At 73.3% G+C, this 14044-nt stretch carries 14 protein-coding genes; 10 read left to right on the top strand and 4 right to left on the bottom strand.

Going from position 1 to position 14044, the window contains the following annotated elements:
• Window positions 1-361 precede the first annotated feature (361 nt).
• The gene (locus tag ACGF4C_RS08530; RefSeq protein WP_393564402.1) at window positions 362-1711 is read right to left on the bottom strand and encodes an MFS transporter; all 1350 of its coding nucleotides are present in this window, start codon (window positions 1709-1711) and stop codon (window positions 362-364) included.
• 177 nt (window positions 1712-1888) lie between these two features.
• On the opposite strand from ACGF4C_RS08530, the gene ACGF4C_RS08525 reads away from it, so the two are divergent.
• Both ACGF4C_RS08525 and ACGF4C_RS08520 read left to right on the top strand, forming a co-directional pair.
• Complete coding sequence (locus tag ACGF4C_RS08525) at window positions 1889-2938, top strand: NAD(P)-dependent alcohol dehydrogenase (RefSeq protein WP_393564401.1); 1050 nt, start codon at window positions 1889-1891, stop codon at window positions 2936-2938.
• Window positions 2939-2980: 42 nt separating this feature from the next.
• Window positions 2981-3769, top strand: coding sequence for a DeoR/GlpR family DNA-binding transcription regulator (locus ACGF4C_RS08520; RefSeq protein ID WP_393564399.1), 789 nt, complete (start codon window positions 2981-2983; stop codon window positions 3767-3769).
• 28 nt (window positions 3770-3797) lie between these two features.
• Here the strand turns inward: ACGF4C_RS08520 and ACGF4C_RS08515 are convergent, their stop codons facing one another.
• Window positions 3798-4715 carry a DMT family transporter gene (locus ACGF4C_RS08515; protein ID WP_393564397.1) on the bottom strand — a complete coding sequence of 306 codons (918 nt, stop codon included), beginning with the start codon at window positions 4713-4715 and terminating at the stop codon, window positions 3798-3800.
• Between the two features lie 85 nt (window positions 4716-4800).
• On the opposite strand from ACGF4C_RS08515, the gene ACGF4C_RS08510 reads away from it, so the two are divergent.
• From ACGF4C_RS08510 to ACGF4C_RS08485, 6 genes are all read left to right on the top strand, one after another.
• Complete coding sequence (locus ACGF4C_RS08510) at window positions 4801-5712, top strand: LysR family transcriptional regulator (RefSeq protein ID WP_393564395.1); 912 nt, start codon at window positions 4801-4803, stop codon at window positions 5710-5712.
• A 306-nt stretch (window positions 5713-6018) separates the two neighbouring features.
• Window positions 6019-7056, top strand: coding sequence for an AI-2E family transporter (locus tag ACGF4C_RS08505; RefSeq protein WP_037806665.1), 1038 nt, complete (start codon window positions 6019-6021; stop codon window positions 7054-7056).
• Window positions 7057-7116: 60 nt separating this feature from the next.
• The gene (locus ACGF4C_RS08500) at window positions 7117-7392 is read left to right on the top strand and encodes a hypothetical protein (RefSeq protein ID WP_393564393.1); all 276 of its coding nucleotides are present in this window, start codon (window positions 7117-7119) and stop codon (window positions 7390-7392) included.
• A gap of 285 nt (window positions 7393-7677) precedes the next feature.
• Window positions 7678-7869, top strand: a complete 192-nt coding sequence (gene tgmA, locus ACGF4C_RS08495) for a putative ATP-grasp-modified RiPP (protein ID WP_030409928.1) — start codon at window positions 7678-7680, stop codon at window positions 7867-7869.
• A gap of 6 nt (window positions 7870-7875) precedes the next feature.
• Entirely contained in the window at window positions 7876-8802 is a 927-nt protein-coding gene (gene tgmB / locus ACGF4C_RS08490) for an ATP-grasp ribosomal peptide maturase (protein ID WP_030409929.1), read from the top strand.
• A 216-nt stretch (window positions 8803-9018) separates the two neighbouring features.
• On the top strand, window positions 9019-9948 hold the full coding sequence (locus ACGF4C_RS08485; protein ID WP_393564391.1) for a phytoene/squalene synthase family protein: 930 nt from the start codon (window positions 9019-9021) through the stop codon (window positions 9946-9948).
• A gap of 81 nt (window positions 9949-10029) precedes the next feature.
• Here ACGF4C_RS08485 and ACGF4C_RS08480 read toward each other — a convergent pair whose 3' ends face one another.
• Window positions 10030-10590, bottom strand: a complete 561-nt coding sequence (locus tag ACGF4C_RS08480) for a TetR/AcrR family transcriptional regulator (RefSeq protein ID WP_393564389.1) — start codon at window positions 10588-10590, stop codon at window positions 10030-10032.
• A gap of 109 nt (window positions 10591-10699) precedes the next feature.
• Between ACGF4C_RS08480 and ACGF4C_RS08475 the strand changes: the two genes are divergently transcribed.
• Window positions 10700-11284 (top strand): DUF2867 domain-containing protein, encoded by a 585-nt coding sequence (locus ACGF4C_RS08475; RefSeq protein WP_393564387.1) that lies wholly within the window; start codon window positions 10700-10702, stop codon window positions 11282-11284.
• Window positions 11285-11312: 28 nt separating this feature from the next.
• Here ACGF4C_RS08475 and ACGF4C_RS08470 read toward each other — a convergent pair whose 3' ends face one another.
• Window positions 11313-12509, bottom strand: coding sequence for an MFS transporter (locus ACGF4C_RS08470; protein ID WP_393564385.1), 1197 nt, complete (start codon window positions 12507-12509; stop codon window positions 11313-11315).
• A gap of 47 nt (window positions 12510-12556) precedes the next feature.
• On the opposite strand from ACGF4C_RS08470, the gene ACGF4C_RS08465 reads away from it, so the two are divergent.
• Window positions 12557-13969 carry a PLP-dependent aminotransferase family protein gene (locus ACGF4C_RS08465; RefSeq protein ID WP_393564383.1) on the top strand — a complete coding sequence of 471 codons (1413 nt, stop codon included), beginning with the start codon at window positions 12557-12559 and terminating at the stop codon, window positions 13967-13969.
• Window positions 13970-14044 lie beyond the last annotated feature (75 nt).

The raw sequence follows: 14044 nt of genomic DNA, 5'->3' as shown, positions 1-14044 counted from the left end.
TCGTGTCCGAGGTGCGGGCGGAGCTTCCCCTTCGCGCCGAGCGCCTTGGGTACCACACCGTGGGCGGCGAGCCGGGTGAGCAGCGCGGACGGGACACGGAAGCGGGCGGTGCCCCGTTCGACGGGAACCTCGGTGTTGCCGGCGTGCCGCGCGGCGGTGGTCCGGCTGCCGGTCGGGGGAGCGGCGCCGGGTGGGGGACCGGCGGCGACGAGTGCGGTGGTCGTGAGCGCGAGAGCGGCGGCGGTGGCGAGACGGCGAGCATGCATGCGGGACCTCGCTATGTCATGTGATGTACCGATCTGCCACCTTACGTTCCGATCGGTCGGCCGCGACTGAACGGCGCAGTGCGGCTGACGGCCGGTCAGTTCCGGCCGGCCGGAACGGCCCTGCCCTCCTCGACCGCGGTGGCGGCGGACGCGGTGAACTCCGGGTCCGGCTCCAGGAACCGGATGGCGACCGCGGTCAGCAGATGCAGTCCGGCGAAGATCCAGACGATCCCCTCGATCCCGAACGGGCCCAGGGCGAGCGCGACGACGGCCGGCCCGGCGAAGGTGCTGAGCCCGGCGCCGAGGTTGAGCGCGGACATCGCCTGACCCTTGTGGCGCGGCGCCAGCGCCGGCACGAGCGCCGAGATCGGTACGTAGCCGGCCAGCGCGATGCCGTAGAGCGCGGCGGCCACCGCGGAGGCGGCGAAGGACGGGCCGGCCAGCAGCGGGACGTAGTACAGCGCGAGGCAGGTCAGCGCACAGGCCACGGCACCGAACCAGGTCATGGTGCGCTGCCAGCCGAGCCGGTCCCCGACGGCGCCGAAGAAGAGATTGGCGAAGATGTTCGCGGTGAACATCACGCTGAGCAGCCGCAGCCATGCCGAGGTGGTGAATCCGGCCGTCTCCGTGAAGAAGAACGGCATGCAGACGAGGAACCCGAACTGGGAACCGGTGCTGACCACGCGTACCGCGGCACCGACGGCGACCCGCGGACGGCGCCGCATGATCGAGACGCTGCCCGCCAGCGTCGCCAGCGGCCGTTCACCGGCCGGCGCGAGCCGGGACCGTCCGGTGGGTTCGCGCACCAGCAGCAGGGCGAGCAGTCCGCCGAGCGTCACCAGCCCGAGCGCGAACCAGAGCGTGCGGTACGAGCCGACCTGCGGGATCGTCGCGCTGGCGAGCAGCGAACCGAGCGTCGGCAGCCCGCCGGTGAAGGCGAACCAGTACCAGCCGACGGCCGTGCCCAGCCGGTGCGGCGGGGTCGCCGCGGTCACCCACACCAGGAACCCGTAGGCGAACAAGGGATAGCCGAAGCCGCGCAGCCCGTAGACGAGCAGCAGCAGCGGATAGTTCATGGCCGGCAGTGCGACCGACAGCAGGAGCAGCTGGAAGACGAGCCAGATGGCGAACCCGGCGGTCATCACCCGCCGCGGTCCCCAGAGGTCGGACAGCGCCCCGGAGAGCCAGGCGCCGACGGCGACGGTGATGCCGTAGACGGCGATGACGACCGCCGCGTCGGCCTTGGTCAGGCCGTGGTCGGCCAGGTACTTCGAGAAGAACCCGGTCTCCACGCCGTCGCCGGTCATGAAGAGCAGGACGCCGACGAAACCCCAGGTCAGCGCCGGGGGTATGCCCAGTCGTGCGAGGCGGGAGCGGTCGGTCGCCGGCCGGGGCGCACCGGCCGGGGTCCGGGCCGGGCTCGACGAGGGGGCGGGGCTGCTCATGGGCACTCCAGGGCGGCGAAAGAAGGGGGCGCGGGTCCACCGCCGCGTCGGCGGAGTCGGGAGGTGCCGCCGAAGGGTGGACCGGCCGCAAAGTCTTCTCGTATTTTGTGCGAAGTCAAGACCGCTCTGCTAAAAAAGAGCGCACATCCTCGAAGACCCCAGGGAGCCGTGCCCGCCATGACCGCCACCCCCGCGCAGCCCGCGATCCCCGCCACCATGCGCGCCGCCGTCCTGCACGGCCCCGAGAAGCTGAGGCTCGAAGAGCGCCCCGTCCCCACCCCCGGGCCGGGCGAGGTCCTGGTCCGCGTGGAAGCGGTCGGCACCTGCGGTTCCGACGTGCACTACTACCGGCACGGCCGGATCGGCGACTTCGTCGTACGGGAACCCCTCGTCCTCGGCCACGAGGCGGCCGGCACCGTGGTCGCCTGCGGGCCGGGCGTCGACCCGCAGCGGACCGGCCGGCGCGTCGCCATCGAGCCCGGCACCCCGTGCGGCACCTGTGGCGAATGCCGGGACGGCCGCTACAACCTCTGTCCCGGCATGCGCTTCCTCGCCACGCCCCCGGTCGACGGCGCCTTCTGCGAATACCTCGCCGTCCACCAGGACTTCGCCCATGCCGTTCCCGACTCCCTGACCATCGAGGACGCCGCCCTGCTGGAGCCGCTCTCGGTCGCCGTCTGGGCCTGCCGCAAGGCCCGCGTCGCCCCCGGGGACCGGGTGCTGATCACCGGAGCGGGACCCATCGGCCTGGTCGCCGCCCGGACCGCACGTGCCTTCGGCGCCCGGGAGGTGCTCGTCACCGACGTCGTCCCGCACCGCCTGGAACTCGCCCGCGCGGCCGGCGCCACCACCCTCGACGTCTCCCGCACCCCGCTGCCCGGGGCCGGCTACACCCCCACAGTGCTGCTGGAGTGCTCCGGCGTCCCGGCGGTCACCGGCGAGGCGATCCGCACCGTCGGCCGGGCCGGCCGGGTCGTGCTCATCGGCATGGGCGGGGACGAGATCTCGCTCCCGCTCGGCCGGGTGCAGAACCACGAACTCGAACTCACCGGCACCTTCCGCTACGCCCACACCTGGCCCACCGCGATCGCGCTGGTGGAGTCGGGTGCGGTCCGGCTCGACTCGCTGGTCTCGCACCGTTACGGTCTTGCCGAGGCCGAGCACGCACTGACCGTCGCCACCAAGGACGCGACCGCCGTGAAGGCCGTCATCCATCCGCAGCGGTAGGCGCGCCGCTGCCGCTGTGCGACCGGGAAAGGGGCGGCCCCGATGGCTTCCACACGGTCGTCGCTGGCGGAGGTCGACCGGCGACGACGGGACGTACTGGCCTTCGTCGTCGAACGCGGAGAGGTCCGGATCGACGAACTGGCCAGGCACTTCGGGGTCAGCCTCGCCACCATGCACCGCGACCTGGACCAGCTCGCCGAACGTCGGCTGCTGCGCAAGGAACGCGGCCGGGCCGCCCCCTTCCCCACCCTCACCATGGAAACCGCCACCCGCTTCCGCATCGGCGTACAGCGCCCGCTGAAGGAGGCGCTGTGTGCCGCGGTCGCCGACGAGATCCGGCCCGGCAGCACCGTCGTCCTGGACGACTCGACCACGCTCTTCCCGCTCGCCGCGCGGATCGCCCGGACCGAGGCGGTCGCCGTGGTCACCAACTCCCTGGGCGTGGCCCGGCTGTTCGACGAGACGCCCGGCGCCGAGGTCACGCTGCTCGGCGGCCGCTACCGCGGCGAGTTCGGCTCCTGCGTCGGCCCCGACGTGCTGCGGGCCCTCGGCCGGCTGCGCGCCGACCTCGCGGTGATGTCCGCCGTCTCCGTCCTCGGCGGCCGGCTCTTCCACCCGATCCGCGAGTACGCCGAGATCAAGGAAGCCATGCTGGACTGCGCCGGGCGCTCCCTGCTCCTCGTCGACCACACCAAATTCGGCAAGACCGCCACCCACGCCTACGGCGACGCCGGCCGCTACGACCGCATCGTCACCGACCGCGCCACCCCTGCCGCCGAACTCGCCGCGCTGCGCGACCGCGGCGCGACGGTCGACGTGGTGGACGCCTGACCCGTCCCCGCGCGCGGCGGCACGGTCGTCACTCGCCGGGGCGCGAGCCCTCCGCGGCGGCCGGTGCGCGGCTGCCGGTCCGGGTGGCGCCGATACCGGCGAGCACGACGCAGACGACCCCGGCCGCCGAGCCCGCACCGGGCAGCTGGCCGAGGGTGACGGCGCCGATGACCAGGGCGATGGCGGGTTCCAGGCTCATCAGGGTGCCGAAGGCGGTGGTGGAGAGCCGGCGCAGAGCCAGGAATTCGAGGCTGAACGGAATGACCGGGTGCAGCACCGCCAGCGCCAGGCCGGTGAGCACCAGCGGCCAGGTCACCGACGCCAGGGCGGACGGTCCGGCGAACAGCGAGGCGACCAGGGCGGCCACCGGCATCGAGACGGCCAGGCCGTTCAGACCGGTGACCCGGTCGCCGACGCGCTGGGTCAGCAGGATGTACCCGGCCCAGCAGCCCGCGGCGCCCAGCGCGAGCCCGAGGCCGACCGGGTCGCTCCCGCCGTGCCAGGGCTCGGTGAGCAGCACCACCCCCACCGCGGCCAGCGAGGCCCACAGCTTGCGGCCGCCCCTCGACCCGAACATGGCCACACCGAGCGGCCCCAGGAATTCCAGTGCGCTGGCCGTCCCCAGCGGGATGCGGGCGACCGCGCACATGAACAGCAGCATCAGCCCGGCCGTGACCACCCCCAGCCCGAGACAGGCGAGCAGGTCCCGGCCGGTGAAGTCCGTGCGGCGCGGGCGGACGAGGACCAGCAGGAGCACGCCCGCCCACGTCAGGCGCAGCGCCGTCGTTCCCACCGGCCCGAGCTGGTCGAAGAGCCGCACCGAGAGCGCGAGGCCCAGCTGGACGCAGCTCATCGAGGCGAGGGACATCAGCACCCCGGCGTCCGTCCCGCGGAAGGAGGGACGGCGGGCGGCGGTGGAGGACGTCAGGGCAGGTGGCGCGGTCATGGCCGCCAGTAGACGGTCTCGGCATCGTTGCCGTCCACGTGCCGATCATGGACATTCCGTTCGGGAAAGCTGAACAATGGCGCGCATGGAGACGAGGCGACTGGAACTACTGGCCGAATTGTCCCGGCTCGGGTCGATGCGTGCCGTCGCCGAGACCCTCGGAACGACCACCTCGACGGTCTCCCAGCAGATCGCCGCGCTCGCCCGTGAGACGGACACCACGCTCATCGAGCCGGACGGACGGCGGGTCCGGCTGACCCCGGCGGGCCGGCGGCTGGCCGAACACGCCGTGACGATCCTCGCCGCGGTCGAGGCGGCCCGGCTCGACCTGGGACCCGGGGCCGAGCCCCACGGCACCCTCAGGGTCGCCGGCTTCGGCACGGCGATCCGGACGTACCTGCTGCCCATCGTCACCGGGCTCGCGACGAGCCACCCCCAGGTGCGGATCCTCATCCGCGAGCACGAGCCCGCCGAGGCCCTGCACGCCCTTGCCGCCGACGAGACGGACCTCGCGCTCACCTACGACTACAACCTCGCACCGGCCACCCTCGACCCGTCCGTCGGCGCGACGCCGCTGTGGACCACGGAATGGGGCCTCGGCGTCCCCGCCGGTACCCGGGTGCCCGCGGGCACGGCCCTGGACGTCGTCACCCACTTCCGCGCGGAGAACTGGATCGTCAACTCCCGGAATTCCGCGGACGAGGTGGCCATCCGCACGCTCGCCTCGATGGCGGACTTCACGCCCCGGGTGACCCATCAGGCCGACAGCCTCGACCTGGTGCAGGCAATGATCGCCGCCGGGCTGGGCGTCGGGCTGCTGCCCGGGGACCTCGCCCCCTTCCCCGGTGTCCGCATCGTCCGGCTCACGGCTCCGGAGGTCGTCCTGCGCGCGTACGCCGTCGCCCGCCACGGCAGCATCAACTGGCCCCCACTGGCGCTGGTGACCGACCTCCTCGCCCACCGGACCCACGAGGACACCCGCCCGCCGCGCCGGTAGCCGCCGGGCGGGTGACGTACGGTCGCGTGCCTTCGGGGGAATGCCGGCCCGCGGGCGTTCGGGAACCGGTGCCGGGTGATACCACCTCTGGGTAGGCACGGGCGCGCGGAGGGCGGTGGCGGCCAGGTGCGGAACCGACCCGGCAGGAAGCGGGAGAGTGCGTCCGGCGCCTCTGGGAGCGGCGGCCGGCCACGCGGCCGGGTCACCGTTCTGCGGACCCGCGGCGGCCGGCGGACCGTGACCGTACGCCGGACGGCGGGCGGGGGACCGGAGCGCCGCCCGGCCGTACCCACCGGGCCGTCCCCGATGCTGCAGGCCGCCGCCGCGTACGGGTGGCGCCTGATCATCGTGGGCGCGGTCGTCTACGCGGTCTTCGTGGCGCTGGGCAAGTTCCACCTGGTGACCCTGGCGGTCTTCCTGGGCCTTGTCCTGACGGCCCTTCTGGAGCCGCTGACCAGACTGCTCGACCGCTGGATGCCCCGGTCGGTGGCGGTCGCCTCCGGGCTGCTGCTCGGCATCCTGCTGCTCTTCGGTGTGCTGAGCCTGATCGGTGCGAACGTCGCGGGGGAGTGGGCGGGGCTGCGCCGGGAGTTCGACGGCGGTGTGGCCAGGATCGAGCGATGGGCGCAGGGCCCGCCGGTCCATCTGAGCCGCGAGACCCTCGCGCATCTGCAGACATGGGTCCGCAGGTTCGTCTCCACGCACCGGTCGGCGTTGATCAGCACGGCGCTGAGCGGCGTGGACCGGCTCGTCGAAGCGGCGACGGTGGGTGTGCTCGCGCTGTTCTGCTCGGTCTTCTTCCTGCATTCCGGCGGCCGGATGTGGCGCTGGTTCGGCGGCCAGCTGCCCGGCAACCGGCGCCGCCCGGTCCAGCTCGCGGGCCGCGCCGCCTGGACCACGTTCACCGGCTACACCCGCGGCATCGTCCTGGTCGCCGCGATCAACGCCGTGCTCGTGGGCGTCGCGCTGTTCATCCTGGGGGTGCCGCTCGCCGTCCCGCTGGCCGTGCTGGAGTTCTTCGCCGCCTTCATCCCGCTGGTGGGCTCGCCGGTCGCGCTGGCCGTGGCCGCCGTGGTGGCGCTGGCCGCCAAGGGCCCGTTGATCGCGCTGATCGTCGTGCTGCTGATCGTGGTCATCGGCCAGATCGAGGGCCATGTGCTGCACCCGCTCGTGATGAGCCGCGCGGTCCAGCTGCATCCGGTCGTGGTGGCGCTCTCGGTGGTCTGCGGCGCGGTCACCGCCGGGGTGCCCGGCGCGATCGTCGCGGTACCGCTCGTTTCGGTGGTGTGGTCCGTCTACAGCGTGCTGCGCGCGCTCCCCGCCGCGTCCTTCCGGGCCCCCTGAGCGCGCCGCGCGCCCGGACGCCGATTGCGGCTGCGGCACCGTCCGGGGCACTCTTGCGTCATGTCATACGTGCGGCTCGAAGCCTGGATCGGTGGGGAGTGGCTGGAGGTGGACTCGGTGAGCGTGAGCCTCGTGGAGTCCGCCCTCACGCTCTCCTTCGAGCACCAGCGGACCGAATCCGGCTACCGGGACCTCATCTGGGAGCCGCTGGAGAAATTCCTCCGTGAGTACCGCGACGAACCGCTCGTCGTCGTACCGCGCCGACGCAATCTGCCGGTGATGTTCGGCCCCGGCGCCGCGGGGCCGTTCCGGCTCGCCGAGGTGTCGGGCGGCTGACCTCCGCTGACATCCCGTCAGTGGAGGGGACAATTCGTGGCCATCTACGGCACGGCAGAGGGAATGCTCTCCTGGGGGCCCCAGTGCCGTGCTGTCAGACCGAACGTACCGGGTCGGCAGCTACGTTCTCACCGCATTTCCGTCAAGAGGATCGTCGGAAACGAGCAAAACTGGCAACTATTTGACCGGACTGTCGCGTCCTCCGTGCAGAGTCATCAGGTGGGGGCTCCCGTCACCGCACCGCCACCGCGGCGGGTGGGAACCGGGTCTTGTAAAGGAGAAAGCATGCGACCGTTTGCGTTGAGCTACGCCCGTCCGGCGGTGACGCCGTCGACCGCCGCGCCGTACACCTATGACGCCGCGCGGCAACTCAACGTACTGCCCGACGGACGCCCGGCCACCTCCAGCCGGGCCGTGCTGCTGGCCACCGGCACCACCGCGTCCACGGCCGGCTCCAAGACCCACTTCGACGACTGAGCGTCCATGACCGTCCTGGTCCTCACGTGCGAGGAGGACTTGACCGCGGACATGGTGGTCACGATCCTCCACGACCGCGGCGTCCCGCTCGTCCGCCTCGACCCCGCCGACCTGCCCGGCCGGGTCGCCCTGTCGGCGGACTACGCCCACCACGCCTTCCACGGCTACCTGAAGGCGGACGAACGCATGGTGAGCCTGCGCAGCCTGCGGTCGATATGGGTCCGCCGGCCCGGGACGCCCGGCACCCGCGCCGAGGAACAGTCCGCCTGGCTCGCCACGGAGGCCGAGCACGCGCTCTACGGCATGCTCACCTGCACCCCGGCGCGCTGGATGAACCACCCCGTCGCGGCCGCGCAGGCCCGCTACAAGCCCTGGCAGCTGCACCTCGCCCAACAGAGCGGTTTCACCATCCCGCCCACCCTGATCACCACCTTCCCCTCGGTCGCCCGGCAGTTCGCCGCCACCCACCGCGACCTCGTGGTGAAGTCGGTCTCCGGCAAACACCCCGGCGAGCCCCCGATGGTGCTGCCCACCACACGGATCGGCCCGGACGTGGACTTCACCGGAGTCGCCGCCTCCCCCACGCTGCTCCAGCGCCACATCCACAAGCAGGCCGACATCCGGCTCACCTGCGTCGGCGGCCGGCTCTTCGCCGCCCGCAAGCAGGCCGATCCGGACGAGGTCGACAGCCGTTTCACCCAGAACGCCGCCTGGAAGCCCACCGAGATCCCCGACACCGTCCGGCGCTCGGTCGCCGCGTACCTGCGCCTCGCCCAACTCTCCTACGGCGCCTTCGACTTCGCGGAGGACCGGGAGGGGGCCTGGTGGTTCCTCGAATGCAACCAGGGCGGACAGTTCGGCTTCGTCCAGCTCGACACCGACCAGCCCATCGCCCAGGCCATCGCCACCTGGCTGGCGGAGGAACCCGCGTGACACCGGCACCCACCCCGTCGGGCCCCGCGGCCCCGTGACCGGCTCGTCGGGCGCGTCGAAGGCGATCAGCGGACCCATACGGCGATTGTCGCCCGTCCGGGGCGCCGAGTGGGGGTGGGACGGTACGGCGAGTGTGGAGGGACGGTGTGCCACCCGGTGCGAAATCTCCCGCACAGGTCGTCTAGGGTCGTCGCGGCACCAATGAGGGGAGCGGGAATGGCCGGCTGGCCGGTGACACTCGACCGGGCCGGGATCATGGACCCGTCGCTCCGGCGCGACTACACCGAACAGCGCCGTCTGGTCGCGCGGTTCGCCCGCGCCGAGTACACCGCGGTGCGGCTGCTGCTGCCCCCTGTACTGGTCCCCGATGTCCTCGCCGCCACGGCCTTCATGCACCACACGGACGACCGGATCGACCAGGGGCCCGTGGCGGAACGTGCCGCGGCCCTCACCGCGTGGGACGAGCAGGTGCGGACGGTGCTCGCGGGCGGCCCGACGGGCGAACCGTTGTTGCGCGCGCTACGGCACACCGTCACACGACATCCACAACTGGAGCCGTACGTAAGGGAGTTCCTGGCGGGGGCGGCGGCGGACGTGGACTGGTCCGGGTTCGCCACCGAGCGGGACTTCCAGGACTACATCGACGCCTATTCGCTGCCCGCCTTCATGCTCCTCACCTGCCTGCTCGCGCCCGGCACCGGCACCCAGGCGTACGTGGCGGGCTGCCGCAGCTTCATCGAGGCGATGCAACGCCTCGACTTCCTGGACGACATCGCCGAGGACCTGTCCCACGGGCGGCTCGGCATCCCGGAGGACGCCCTGGCCCGGCACGGGCTGACCCACCGGGACCTGGCCGAGGCCGGTCCCGCCGCCCGTACCGCCTTCGCCGCCTTGGTGCCGCAGCAACTGGCCCTGGCACAGGCGGGGTTGTCGGCCGCGTACGACCTGGTCGAGCGGGTGGCGGCACCCGGCCGGCCGCTCGTCCGCGCGCTGCTGACCCTGCAGGAGCTCCGGGTGCGCACGGTGCGACGGAAGGGTGCGGCCCTGCTCACCGGCGCCACCCGGCCGCCGGTCGTCGGTGCGTTGGGCCTCCTGGCCCGGGAATACCGGGCGGCGCGCAGCCAACGGCTCCCCGTACGGGCCTGAGGCCGGCCGCCGCCCGGGCTCGGGCGGTCCTGTTGAGGCGCTTGTCCGGTGCGCCGCCCGGGCGTGGCCGCTGGTTTCCGGCTACCGCAGCAGCCACTTCCCGGTCATCCCCATCACCTCCGCGCGGTCGCGCGGGCCGTGGCCGGCGGCGATGAAGTGGTTGCCGATCCGCAGGGAGAAGGCGAGCAGGCTGCGCACCTCGACCTCGTCCTCGTCGGCGCAGAGCGAGCCGAACAGTGAACGCAGGTACGCCATGCGCCGGTTGTCGACGCGTCGCAGCCGCCGGGCGACGGCCTCGTCGCGCCGGGCCCAGTCGCGGACCGCGAGGTCGGCCGCGGTGCCCCGCAGCGGCCCCTCCGTGGACGACGAGGCGATCGCGAACAGCCGCTCCAGCTTGGCCCTGGCGTCCCCGCCGCCGCTCTCCACCTGCTCGATCACTCCGTCGGTGACCGCCTGCTCCCAGGCGTCGAGCATCTCGGTGAGCAGGGCCTCCCGGTTGCTGAAGTACCCGTAGAAGCCGCCCTTGCTGACGCCGAGGGCCTGCGCCAGCACCTCGATCCGGACCGCCTCGGGGCCTCCCGCGGCGAGCGCGCGCAAGCCTTCCTCGATCCACTTGCCGCGCGGTGTGCGCGTCACGCCCATGCCGTGTCTCCTCTCATTTCCCGGCCAGCCTATACGGCGCCGTACAGACCGGTGCTAGCCTAGATCTATACGCCACCGTATAGATATCCGTATGGACAGGGGCCCGGCCATGAGACTCCCCAGCACAGCGCACACCTCCCGTCCCTGGCGCATCCATGAGATCGCCGGGGACTTCCAGGTCGAGGACGTATGGGCGCTCCCGACACCCGGCGGTCCGGACGATCTCGCGCGCCTGGTACGCCAGTTCACCGGCGACGCCCCCGAACGCGGGGCCCACCACTTCTCCCTCGTACCGCGGACGCTCTTCGCCGCGCGTTGGGCGCTCGGGCGGCTCTTCGGGTGGGACAAGCCGGTCGCCGGTCCCGGCAGCCGGAAGTGGACGCTGCGGGACCGGCTGCCGGCCGACCTCCGCGACGGCCCGCGGGGGCCCGACCTCCGCGCGCTGCCGTTGACCTCCGTCTACCTGACGCACGACGAGTGGGCCGCCGAGCTCGCCAACCGGACCGTGCAGGCGGTGATGCACATCGGCTGGGTCCCGGACGGCGCCGCCGGCTACCGCGGGCAGATGGCCGTCCTCGTCAAGCCCAACGGGCTGTTCGGCGCCCTCTACATGGCGGCCATCAAGCCCTTCCGCTACCTGGGCGTCTACCCGGCACTCTTCCGCGGGATGAGCCGCCGGTGGCAGCAGGGCTGACGCGCCGGACCCCGTACGGACCGCATCGTCAGCCGCCGTCGCGCGGCCCGGCGGTGCGGTCGCGCCGGGCCGGGACGAGCGCACCGAGCATCAGGACGGCGGTGACCGCGAAGGCAGCCGCATAGCCCGTCCAGCCGGCGACCACCCCGAAGCCGGCCGCGCCCACGCCCATGCCCGCGTCGTACGCGACGTTCCACAGCGCGCTCACCGTGCCGTAACCGGAAGCGGGCACCCGGGCGTACATCAGCGTCAGGGTGGCGTTCTGGATGATGCCGAATCCGGTGCCGAAGACGGCGACCCCGGTGACCACGGCGGCCGGACTGCCCGTCAGCACGAGGCCGAGCGTCCCGGCCGCGGACAGCAGCAGACCGGGCAGCACCAGCCGGGAGGGCCCGTGCCGGTCGCCGTACCTGCCGGCGACCCAGCGCGCGACGACCGAGGCGAGCGGCTGGACGAACAGCGCCACCGCGACGACCCCGGCCGAGCCGGACGCCACCGCGAGCGGCAGGAACGTGACGATGATCCCGGCCGCCAGCGCGGTCGTCCCGAAGACCGCCGCGGGCCGCCGCAGCGCCCCGTCCCGCAGCCCGGCGACCACGCCCACCGACGGCCCCGCCGTCACCTCCCGGTCGGGCAGCCCGGGAACCGCGGCGATCGACACCAGCGCGACCACTCCGGCGGCCACCGCGACCGGGCCGTACCCCACCTGCGCCACCAGCCACACGCCCAGCGGCAGACCGCACAGCGACGGCACCGCCGAGACGACGCCGACCAGCGCCAGCCCTTCGCCGCGGCGCGCGGCCGGTATGAGCGAGGCGGTCAGCGCGCCACCCGCGACGACGGCCGCGGCGAACCCCAGGCCGCGCAGGAAGCAGACGGCGACGATCCCCGCCATCGCGCCCGAGAGGGGAAGGACGAGCGCGGGCGCCCCCAGGAGGAACAGGCCACCGCCCAGCACCACCCGGTATCCGAAGCGGCCCACCAGGCGCACAGTGGCCAACTCCCCCAGCACCGTGGCCAGCATCAGCGTCCCGGTGGCCACGCCCGGCGCCCCGCCGCCCCCACCGGACGCCTCCGCGTACCGCGGCACGACCGGCAACAGCAGGAAGAAGCTCGCGGAGGCACCGACCATGCTCACGAAGCGCAGCAGCAGCGCGCGGGTCACCAGCCGCGGCCGCGCACCGGCCGTGGCATCCGGGCAACGAGGGTCCATGGATGTGGTCATGGGGGCGACGCTAGGGTCCCGGTGGACCGTCGGTAAGCTCCAATTCCGTGTCGCCACAGTGGTCCGGTCTGTCGCCCGATCTCCTGGTAGCCGTCGACCGGAACAGCGGCGAACCGCTGCGCTCCCAGGTCGAACGCGCCCTGCGGGACGCCATCCGCACCGGACGGCTCCAGGTCGGGGAACGGCTGCCCTCCTCCCGCCAACTCGCCCGCGAGGCCGGGCTGTCCCGCGGCCTGGTGCAGGACTGCTACGCCCAGCTCCAGGCCGAGGGCTACCTCGTGGCCCGGACCGGCTCCGCCACCAGGGTCGCCGCCGGCGCCTGCGCACCACCGTCGCCGGCCCCGCAGTCCCGCCCCGAAGTGCCGCGCCTGCTGGCCGACTTCCGCTGGGGCGTCCCCGACCTCCGGTCCTTCCCGCTCGGCGACTGGCTGTGGGCGATGCGCGAGGCGGGCCGCACCCTGCCCACCGCGGAACTGGACTACGGCGACCCGCGCGGCAGCGCCGTGCTCCGCGAGGTGCTCGCGGGCTACCTGCGCCGGGTACGGGCCGCCGCGGCCGCCCCCGAACGGCTCGTGATCTGCTCCGGTTACGCCCAGGGCCTCGACCTGGCCCTGCGCGCCCTGGCGCGGACCGGCATCCGTTCCGTCGCCCATGAGGACCCCGGCTCACCGGCCACCCTCACCGCGGCCGCGGCGTCGGCCGGCCTGTCGGCGGTGCCCGTACCGGTGGACGAGCACGGCATCGACGTCGCGGCGCTGGCCGCCACCGACGCCCGGGCCGTCGTCGTCACGCCCGCTCACCAGTGGCCGACCGGAGTGCTCCTCGCCCCCGAGCGACGGCTGGCCCTCCTCGACTGGGCGGAGCGCCGGGACGGTTTCGTCATCGAGGACGACTACGACGCGGAATTCCGCTACGACCGGGAGCCGGTCGGGTCGTTGCAGGGACTCGCGGCCGACCGCGTACTGGCCATCGGCACCGTCAGCAAATCCCTCGCCCCGGCGCTGCGCCTCGGCTGGCTGCTCTGCCCGCCCGCCCTTGCCGCACCCGTCACCGCACTCAAGCAACTGGCCGACCGCGGTTCCCCCACGCTCGACCAGCTCGCCCTGGCGAAGCTGATCGAGTCCGGCAGGTACGACCGGCAGCTGCGCCGGATGCGGACGGTCTACGCGGCCCGCCGGGACGCCCTGGTGGCGGCACTGGCCGCCCATGCCCCCGGCGTCGCGGTCACCGGCCTGGCAGCCGGCTTCCACGCCGTCGCCCACCTCGCACCCGGGACCGACGAGCAGACCCTGATCGCCGCCGCCCGCACCCGGTCCGTCGGCCTCCACGGCATGAGCGCCTGCCGCTCGACCGGCGCCACCACACCCGCCCAACTGGTCCTGGGCTTCGGCGACCTCGGTGGGCGCGCCATCACCGCCGGTATCGCCGCGGTAGGGGACCTGCTGTGCGGACCGGGCTGAGCGCGGCCGACCAGGACGAATTCCTGCCCTCCTACCGGTCGGCCCGCACTCTTCCTGATCGGACCGCCCCGAACT

It is taken from the genome of Streptomyces sp. NPDC048197, assembly GCF_043202395.1.
GTDB lineage: Bacteria > Actinomycetota > Actinomycetes > Streptomycetales > Streptomycetaceae > Streptomyces > Streptomyces siderophoricus.
Note: the sequence above shows the minus strand (reverse complement) of the source record. Positions and strands in the feature narration are given on the sequence as shown.

Bases quoted from the DNA above. Each gene is read 5' to 3' on its own strand.
- ACGF4C_RS08480 (WP_393564389.1), bottom strand. From the start codon at position 10,590: ATGGGCGTGACGCGCACACCGCGCGGCAAGTGGATCGAGGAAGGCTTG.
- ACGF4C_RS08505 (WP_037806665.1), top strand. From the start codon at position 6,019: ATGCTGCAGGCCGCCGCCGCGTACGGGTGGCGCCTGATCATCGTGGGC.
- ACGF4C_RS08525 (WP_393564401.1), top strand. From the start codon at position 1,889: ATGACCGCCACCCCCGCGCAGCCCGCGATCCCCGCCACCATGCGCGCC.
- ACGF4C_RS08470 (WP_393564385.1), bottom strand. From the start codon at position 12,509: ATGACCACATCCATGGACCCTCGTTGCCCGGATGCCACGGCCGGTGCG.
- tgmB (WP_030409929.1), top strand. From the start codon at position 7,876: ATGACCGTCCTGGTCCTCACGTGCGAGGAGGACTTGACCGCGGACATG.
- ACGF4C_RS08510 (WP_393564395.1), top strand. From the start codon at position 4,801: ATGGAGACGAGGCGACTGGAACTACTGGCCGAATTGTCCCGGCTCGGG.
- ACGF4C_RS08520 (WP_393564399.1), top strand. From the start codon at position 2,981: ATGGCTTCCACACGGTCGTCGCTGGCGGAGGTCGACCGGCGACGACGG.
- ACGF4C_RS08475 (WP_393564387.1), top strand. From the start codon at position 10,700: ATGAGACTCCCCAGCACAGCGCACACCTCCCGTCCCTGGCGCATCCAT.
- ACGF4C_RS08485 (WP_393564391.1), top strand. From the start codon at position 9,019: ATGGCCGGCTGGCCGGTGACACTCGACCGGGCCGGGATCATGGACCCG.
- ACGF4C_RS08515 (WP_393564397.1), bottom strand. From the start codon at position 4,715: ATGACCGCGCCACCTGCCCTGACGTCCTCCACCGCCGCCCGCCGTCCC.
- ACGF4C_RS08500 (WP_393564393.1), top strand. From the start codon at position 7,117: ATGTCATACGTGCGGCTCGAAGCCTGGATCGGTGGGGAGTGGCTGGAG.
- tgmA (WP_030409928.1), top strand. From the start codon at position 7,678: ATGCGACCGTTTGCGTTGAGCTACGCCCGTCCGGCGGTGACGCCGTCG.
- ACGF4C_RS08530 (WP_393564402.1), bottom strand. From the start codon at position 1,711: ATGAGCAGCCCCGCCCCCTCGTCGAGCCCGGCCCGGACCCCGGCCGGT.